This window comes from Desulfovibrio sp. 1214_IL3152 (assembly GCF_036763055.1).
Classification (GTDB): domain Bacteria; phylum Desulfobacterota; class Desulfovibrionia; order Desulfovibrionales; family Desulfovibrionaceae; genus Desulfovibrio.
Map to the genome: position 1 here is coordinate 1 of NZ_JBAIYW010000022.1, position 6,597 is coordinate 6,597.

Below are 6,597 nucleotides of genomic sequence, written 5' to 3' on the forward strand. Positions count from 1 at the left end.
CATCCAGCCGCAGGAGCTGCGGCCCCATGCCAGCGACCGGCCGTGCCGCAGGCAAGCAAAAGGACAGGTCAATGTTGGAGCATCCCGAACTACGCTATGTCACTGACGCCAAAGGCAATGTGGAAGCTGTTCAGCTTTCTTACAAGCTTTGGCAACAAATCGAGCCAAAGATTCGCAGCCACATAAAATGCCGGCCGGCTGACGAGCCTCTTGTTCAGGCAGAAGCGCCCCTTAAAGGCTTTGACCAGCTTTTGCAGTACTGGGATTTTAAATATCCCTATGCGCCCGACGTGGCCTGTCCCCATTGTGGCGCAAAAACCGACGATTGGCGCGATGATCCTGCGCAGCCTTTTCTGCTGACCAACGCCAATATCGGGGGGCTGCTTGTTTTTCTGTGCAAATGCTGCGGTACGACAGTGAGAAAAAAACATTTCCGCGATCATGTGGCGGTGGAGCATACCACACCCAGGGCCGACTAGGCCCCTCGCCAGTATTTTTTCAACCAGAGCCCGCAGGCATCATGTCTGCGGGTTCTGCTGTTCCAGGGCGCAGCGTGTTCTTTGCATGGCTGCCTATTGCAGCACGGTGCTCTTTTTTGAGGGCCGCCGAAGCACAACTTCCTTGGACAGTCCAAGGTAGGCGTCCGCCCCTTTGGACTTGATGTCGTAGTGGATGATGGACTTGCCGTGGCTGGGAGCCTCAGAAAGACGTACGTTACGCGGTATGACCGTTTCAAAAAGATGGTCGGGAAAGCAGCGCCGGACCTCATTTTTTACTTCGCGTGTAAGACGATTGCGCGTGTCATACATGGTCAGCACCACGCCCAGCAGCGAGAGTTCGGGGTTCAGCCGTTTTTTTACCTGTTCATAGGTCTGCAGCAGCTTGACGATGCCCTCAAGCGCAAAAAATTCGCACTGCAAGGGAATGAGCAGTTCTCTTGAGGCGCACAGGGCATTGAGCGTGAGCAGCCCCAGCGAAGGGGGGCAGTCAAGGATGATATATTCATAGTCTGTCTGGATGGCCTTGAGGCACTGGTCCAGATAAAATTCACGCGCCATCTTGTCCACCAGTTCCAGCTCAACGGCCACAAGGTTTGTGCTGGCCGGCAGAATGTCCAGAAACGGCGACCGGCTTTTGGCGATATTCTGGCGCACCTGTTCCGGTTCATAAAATGTGTTGTACAGGTCGCCGTGCAGGTTTTCCTGCTGCAGGCCAAGTCCGCTGGTGCTGTTGGCCTGCGGGTCACAGTCAACAAGCAGAACCTTTTTTTCCATAACGGCCAGCGCCGCGGACAGGTTGATGGCCGTGGTGGTTTTGCCCACGCCGCCTTTTTGGTTGGCAATGGAAATAATGCGAGCCATGAAAGCCTCCCCGCCGAAAGGGCAGTGGTGTAAAATTGCCGTCTGCCGGGGGTTTCAGGTCAGACAGGCCGTGAGACGCGCTTGTTTTTTTGAAAGTTTCACATGAAACATTTGTAAAAAACACGTCAGCACATTGTGTAGTTATTAAAAGAGAGAGCGTGTAGCGTCAAGGTGTAAAAAAAAATGAGATGCAAAACTAAAAAAGTTGAAAATTTTATGGCCGGAGCCTTGCCCCCCTAGGCGTTTGCAGGGTAAAATGAAAAAGTTGATGTAAATACTGAACATGATGGTAGGCGTGTATGGGCTTTAAAAAAATCCTTCTGGTTGATGACGAAGAAGAAGTCACCCGCATCCTGGCGAAACGTCTGGGCCGCAGGGGCTACGAATGCGCCACGGCCGCCAACGGGCAACTGGCCCTGAACGCGATGGAAGACACGGCGTATCACGTTGTTATTATGGATGTGAAAATGCCCGTTATGGACGGCATGAGCGCCCTGCAGAAAATTCACAGGCTCTGGCCGTGTACGCAGGTTATTCTTCTTTCCGGCCATGCTGACATGCAGTTGGCCGTACAGGCCATGAGCGAAGGGGCTTTTGGGTATCTGATGAAGCCCGTTGACCTGGATGAACTGCTGTTTAAAATTGAAGATGCCGCAACGCAATGTCGGCTTGAGGCAGAGCAGGGCGACATCAATAAGCCGTCTTGATAGACGCGGACAGGATTCTTTTTATGACTGTATTGAAAAAAAGCGGGGCCTTGGCCCTGTTGGCCTTGATGGTATTTTTAGGCTGGGCAGCCGCTACGGAGCAGCGTGCCCAGGCCGCCACGGTTCAGGTGACGGAAGAAAATCTGCCGCAGATGCTGGAAAAACTCTTTCAGGAACGGCCCGACCTTGTCATGGACGTGCTGCGCAGACACAGCGAGGCCGTGCTTGATACGGCGCAACAGGGGTCAAACCTGCGCCGCCAGCGCAGCCTTGAGGCGCAGTGGAGCCAGGAAATGAAAACGCCCAAGCCTGTCAAGCTGGAGGGGCGCCCCGTACTTGGCTCCAAAAACGCCAAGGTGCGTATTGTGGCCTTTTCTGACTTTACCTGCCATTTCTGCCAGCAGGCTGCGGGTACGGTGAGCGGCATTATGAAAGAATACGGTAAGGATGTGAGCCTGGTATTCAAAAATTTGCCGCTGGACGAAAAAGGCCCGGCCAGCATCGCGTCCAGATATTTTCTTGCTGTGGCCCAGCAGAGCGAAGATAAGGCATGGAAGTTTCATGATGCGCTCTTTGCCGACAGAAACCGCCTGGTAACCGAGGGCGAGCCATTTTTGAAAAAAACCGCCCAGGACCTTGGCGTGGACATGAAGCGCCTTGCCAAAGACGTTCACAGCAAAAAAGTTTCTGACATTATGGAAGAAGACCAGCAGGACGCGCAAAAACTGGGCGTGGAAGGAACACCGTATTTTCTGGTCAACGATCTGGTCATACGCGGCGCGTTGCCGCCCGATCTTTTCAAACGAGCGGTGGATATGGCTAAAAATCAGGCGGACAACAAGTCCGCAAAGTAAAGCCTGGGGCGGCAAGCAGAAAGTCTTGCAGAATGTTCCTGCGGTGCTGCCAACATCTGGCAAGCCTGAAATGTAAAAGCCTCCCACCCAGAATGGGACGGCGCCGCAGACACGATGCAATCCCGGCCGTAAACGAAAAGGCATCCGCTTTTTTAAAAAGCCTCCACTCAGAAATAAGTGGGGGCTTTATTTTGTTTGCGAGCAGATCGCTCATGGCGCTGTTTTGCGGGGACGCGGTGGGGATGTTGCTGCGCGTGCGTGAGGTATTGGAAGATTTGGGCGGCCTGAGCGGGGGGATCCTGTTCTGCGTATGCGCGTGGGACAATTCCTTTGTCTTGCTCAGGCATCACCCAGCCATCGTCCTTGCAGTTTGCGCACGTGACACTTCGCAGAGGCGAGGAGCAGAATTCCTCGGCGCCTGCCGAGGTGAGAGTGCCAAGAGAATATCACTGATGCCGCCGGCAGCACGCGGCGGCAGGAAAAGGAGTCGTGCGGCGAAGGTTGCGCCGAGAACGCATCATTGCGCTTATGACGTGAAAAACACCGATACCACGAAAAAAAGAGCGAGGATGCTCAAGAAGCGGAATTACGGAAGAGCCAGGGGGTATGGAAGAAGCCGGGGCAGGGGAGCGCGCGTCTGGTGATTTGTAAAGTCTTGGCTTACAGGTGCAGGGCTTGCGGCGTCAGCTACGCCTGCCCGGAACCGGAAGCGTTTTTTCCTGCCCTGAGGTTGCTTCAGGGCTTTTGGCAGCAGGAGTATCACTTGTGCCTTTGCTGCGGATTACGCGCCCCATCCATTGCCGCAATTGCTCAAGATCGGCCTGTTGCGTTTTTTCAGAGGAATGGAGCAAAAGACGCAAGGTATCAAGCTCTTGTCGCAAGTCCGTATTTTGCCCGGAAGCATTGGGCGTGGCCTGCCCCGCCTGTGCGGGCAGGCGTTCCATAACGGCGTGCAGCAATTGCGCAATACCTTCAAGGGCAGTGGCTTGCCGTTCCATCAACTGCAAAGCTGCTGAGGGAAAAAAGTCCTGTGCGGGCGGCTGCACGGTCTGAAGCGGGGCATTGCCCGCAACAGCCACGGCATTGCTCGGAAAGCGCGTCAAAAGGGCGTCTTCCACGGCGGCCGCAGTGCGGGATTTTTGCATCTGCTCAAGTATTGCGGCGATAACATCAAGTGTTTCAGGACGGTAGCGCCGTCTTCTGCCTTCCCCGACACTGGGTATAAAGGCGGCAAAGCGCTTGCAGTAATAGCGGGTTGTGGATTCCGGGAGGGAAAAATGGCGGGATATGTCCGCAATGCTCAGCAGGCTTTCACTAATGACAGGTTTGCGTGCCATGTCTCCTCCTGTGCGAAGCGTGAACTTGCATATTGTTGCGTTGTTGACCAGGCTCCAAAGAAGTATGGCTGAAAAAGAGCAGGGAGCGCGGGAGAGATCATAACCGCAACAAAGAAACTACGCTGCGCATTTTCTCACGGATTACGCGAAATCAATAATAATGGCAAGCAAAAGCGGTAAAAAAACGGGTTTCATACAAGGATATTGCGCAATATTGATATTGTGTGAATCAAAGTCCGGCGGCATGTCGATACGCACCGTCCACAAAACGACAGTGCCCAGACTGGAAACGCTCTTTAAAATCATATGAAATAATATGGATTTTGGGCCAACATGGCCCCGCAATCCAAAGCCTTGGCACTGGTATTCCGTAATGTTTCTGAGCACTGCGCGAGCAAATTCCCGTTACGGAAACCTGCGCGCGGGAATCCGGGCATTGGCGCTGAGATTTGAAGAAAAAGTCCGGAATATGCCAGAAAAAAGCGCGTTGGGCATATCAGCACCCAAGCAGCAAATATGCAACGAACGTTGGTTGTCCATTGCGGACAGCGGCCGTCTGCGCATGGGATAAAAGGGGTAAAACGGCAGGTAAGCGCAATATCTGTTGCGGCATTGCGCGAAGCGCTCAGCCTCGGCTTTGCATCGGCAAGGCGGAGGAGGCAGCGCGGTTTTTACGAACCTGCGCAGGGCTGAACCTGGACAGGGGAAGACGGCGACAAACGCTGTGCGCCACTATTATGCATGCCTTGAGTAGTTTAGACTTGAGGCAACAGGCAGTCGCATGGCTTGCCGTGCAGAGGCCGCAGAATGCGACCACCAGGCAGTGGCAGTTTTTGGGGGAGTCTACATCGAGAGCAGATTAATTTTGAAATATGAAGTATTTCAAAGCGTTCATTCAGCAGAAAAATGCGATTTTCGGCTGAATCCTTGCCACGAAATGCGAGAAGGCAGGCTTTTGCCTGCCGTAAGCGAGCATTTCAAGTGTTAAATGCTCTAGAGCAATTTCACTTTGAAATTGCTCTGGCGACGGCGCGAGCAGACGCCCGCCGCGAAGGCGTAAGCGCAATTTATTTGTGCGGTTAAACGCCGAAGCGAGCGTGTTTTAAACTTTGAAAATGTATATTTTCAAAGTTAATCTGCTCTAGGTGTAGAGCATTTACATTTTTTCAAAGTTGAAATGCTCTATCGCACCACGCGCCGCACGGCAATGAGCTTGTTGCGCCAGTAGGGGATTGTCATGCTCTCCATACGTACCTTTTCTCCTCTGCGCGGACTGTGGATAAAGCTGTCGCCCCCGGCGTAGATGCCGGTGTGCAGGCCGCGCGGGCTTGAGCCGGTGCGAAAGACCACAATGTCTCCGGGCCGCGCCTGATCCTTGGGTACGGCATAGCCCGCCCTGGCCTGGTCCACGGTAATGCGGGGAACCTTGTAGCCGTTCTGCTTGTAAACCCACCAGATAAGACCGGAGCAGTCAAAGCCCTTTTGCGGTGACGCACCACCGGAGCGGTATTTTTTCCCCATCTGGCTGTAGGCCGTGCGCACTACCTTGTGGGCGGACTCCGGGGCAGGGCCGGGGTCTGTCGGCCGGTGCAGACCGCACCCGGCAAGCAGAAAAAAGACAAGCATGAGCAGCGCCGCCCACGGCTTTGAGAAGATACGTATGTCAGTCATTCCTTTCATGGCAACCTCATGCACAGAGAGCCTTGCGGGCAGGCGGTTTTCTGTGCAGCCCATGCCTTGTGGGGCAACAGGACAAAATACTTTATAACCCACATTGTTAGGTAAGCATAATGTGTGCCAGCCGTTTTTGGCGCAACAAAAGGAATGTTATTTCAGATAGTAGAAATTGTTTAAAAAGTTTATATGGTTCGAGCAGCAACTTCTGCCGTGCCGTGCGTCTGCATCCTGACGCCCCCTGGACCCGTGGCAAGCCTCGTGACATGCGCCCCTGCAAGCGCCATAAAGCTTGCAGGGTTATGTGCTTTTAAAGCAAGGTGCGCCGGTTTTCGTGTCAGGCTTTACCTTTGGGCTTTTTCTCCGGTTCCGCAGTCGGCAGCAGGGAAAGCGAGCGCACAAGAGTTTGCCTGTGCGGTGTCAGTACGCTCTGGCGGCAGCAATGGCGTATCTGCTCAAGAAAGGGCGATGGCGGCAGGGCAAGGCTTTTTCCATACAGGGCGCGCGTGGCGCTGTGACTCACAAAAAGCGCACGAGCGGCGCGGGTCAGGGCCACGTAAAGAAGGCGGCGCTCTTCATTTTCCTGCTCTGGGGCCTCATACTCGTTTGCGGCGGGCGCGGCATCTGTGTGTGGCGTGTCACCAGTCGGCGCTGCGGCAGCATC

Annotated in this window: 7 protein-coding genes; 3 read left to right on the plus strand and 4 right to left on the minus strand. The window is 54.2% G+C overall.

What is annotated here, in order from left to right; genetic code table 11:
• The first annotated feature begins 26 nt into the window (after positions 1–26).
• Positions 27–479: a hypothetical protein gene (locus V6C07_RS00370; protein ID WP_333534358.1), complete on the plus strand. Its 453-nt coding sequence runs from the start codon at positions 27–29 to the stop codon at positions 477–479.
• A gap of 93 nt (positions 480–572) precedes the next feature.
• Here V6C07_RS00370 and V6C07_RS00375 read toward each other — a convergent pair whose 3' ends face one another.
• Positions 573–1,361 (minus strand): ParA family protein, encoded by a 789-nt coding sequence (locus V6C07_RS00375; RefSeq protein WP_333534359.1) that lies wholly within the window; start codon positions 1,359–1,361, stop codon positions 573–575.
• A 299-nt stretch (positions 1,362–1,660) separates the two neighbouring features.
• Here V6C07_RS00375 and V6C07_RS00380 point away from each other — a divergent pair, with 299 nt between their 5' ends.
• Together V6C07_RS00380 and V6C07_RS00385 are read left to right on the plus strand one after the other, a co-directional pair.
• Complete coding sequence (locus V6C07_RS00380; protein ID WP_333534360.1) at positions 1,661–2,068, plus strand: response regulator; 408 nt, start codon at positions 1,661–1,663, stop codon at positions 2,066–2,068.
• Between the two features lie 23 nt (positions 2,069–2,091).
• Positions 2,092–2,922, plus strand: coding sequence for a DsbA family protein (locus V6C07_RS00385; protein ID WP_333534362.1), 831 nt, complete (start codon positions 2,092–2,094; stop codon positions 2,920–2,922).
• A 683-nt stretch (positions 2,923–3,605) separates the two neighbouring features.
• On the opposite strand, the gene V6C07_RS00390 is transcribed toward V6C07_RS00385, so the two are convergent.
• The 3 genes from V6C07_RS00390 to V6C07_RS00400 form a co-directional block, all read right to left on the minus strand.
• Positions 3,606–4,259 carry a MerR family transcriptional regulator gene (locus V6C07_RS00390; protein WP_333534363.1) on the minus strand — a complete coding sequence of 218 codons (654 nt, stop codon included), beginning with the start codon at positions 4,257–4,259 and terminating at the stop codon, positions 3,606–3,608.
• 1,182 nt (positions 4,260–5,441) lie between these two features.
• Positions 5,442–5,939, minus strand: coding sequence for a C40 family peptidase (locus V6C07_RS00395; RefSeq protein WP_333534364.1), 498 nt, complete (start codon positions 5,937–5,939; stop codon positions 5,442–5,444).
• 331 nt (positions 5,940–6,270) lie between these two features.
• Positions 6,271–6,597: 3'-5' exonuclease (locus V6C07_RS00400; RefSeq protein ID WP_333534365.1), on the minus strand; the 327-nt coding region annotated here is incomplete at its 5' end.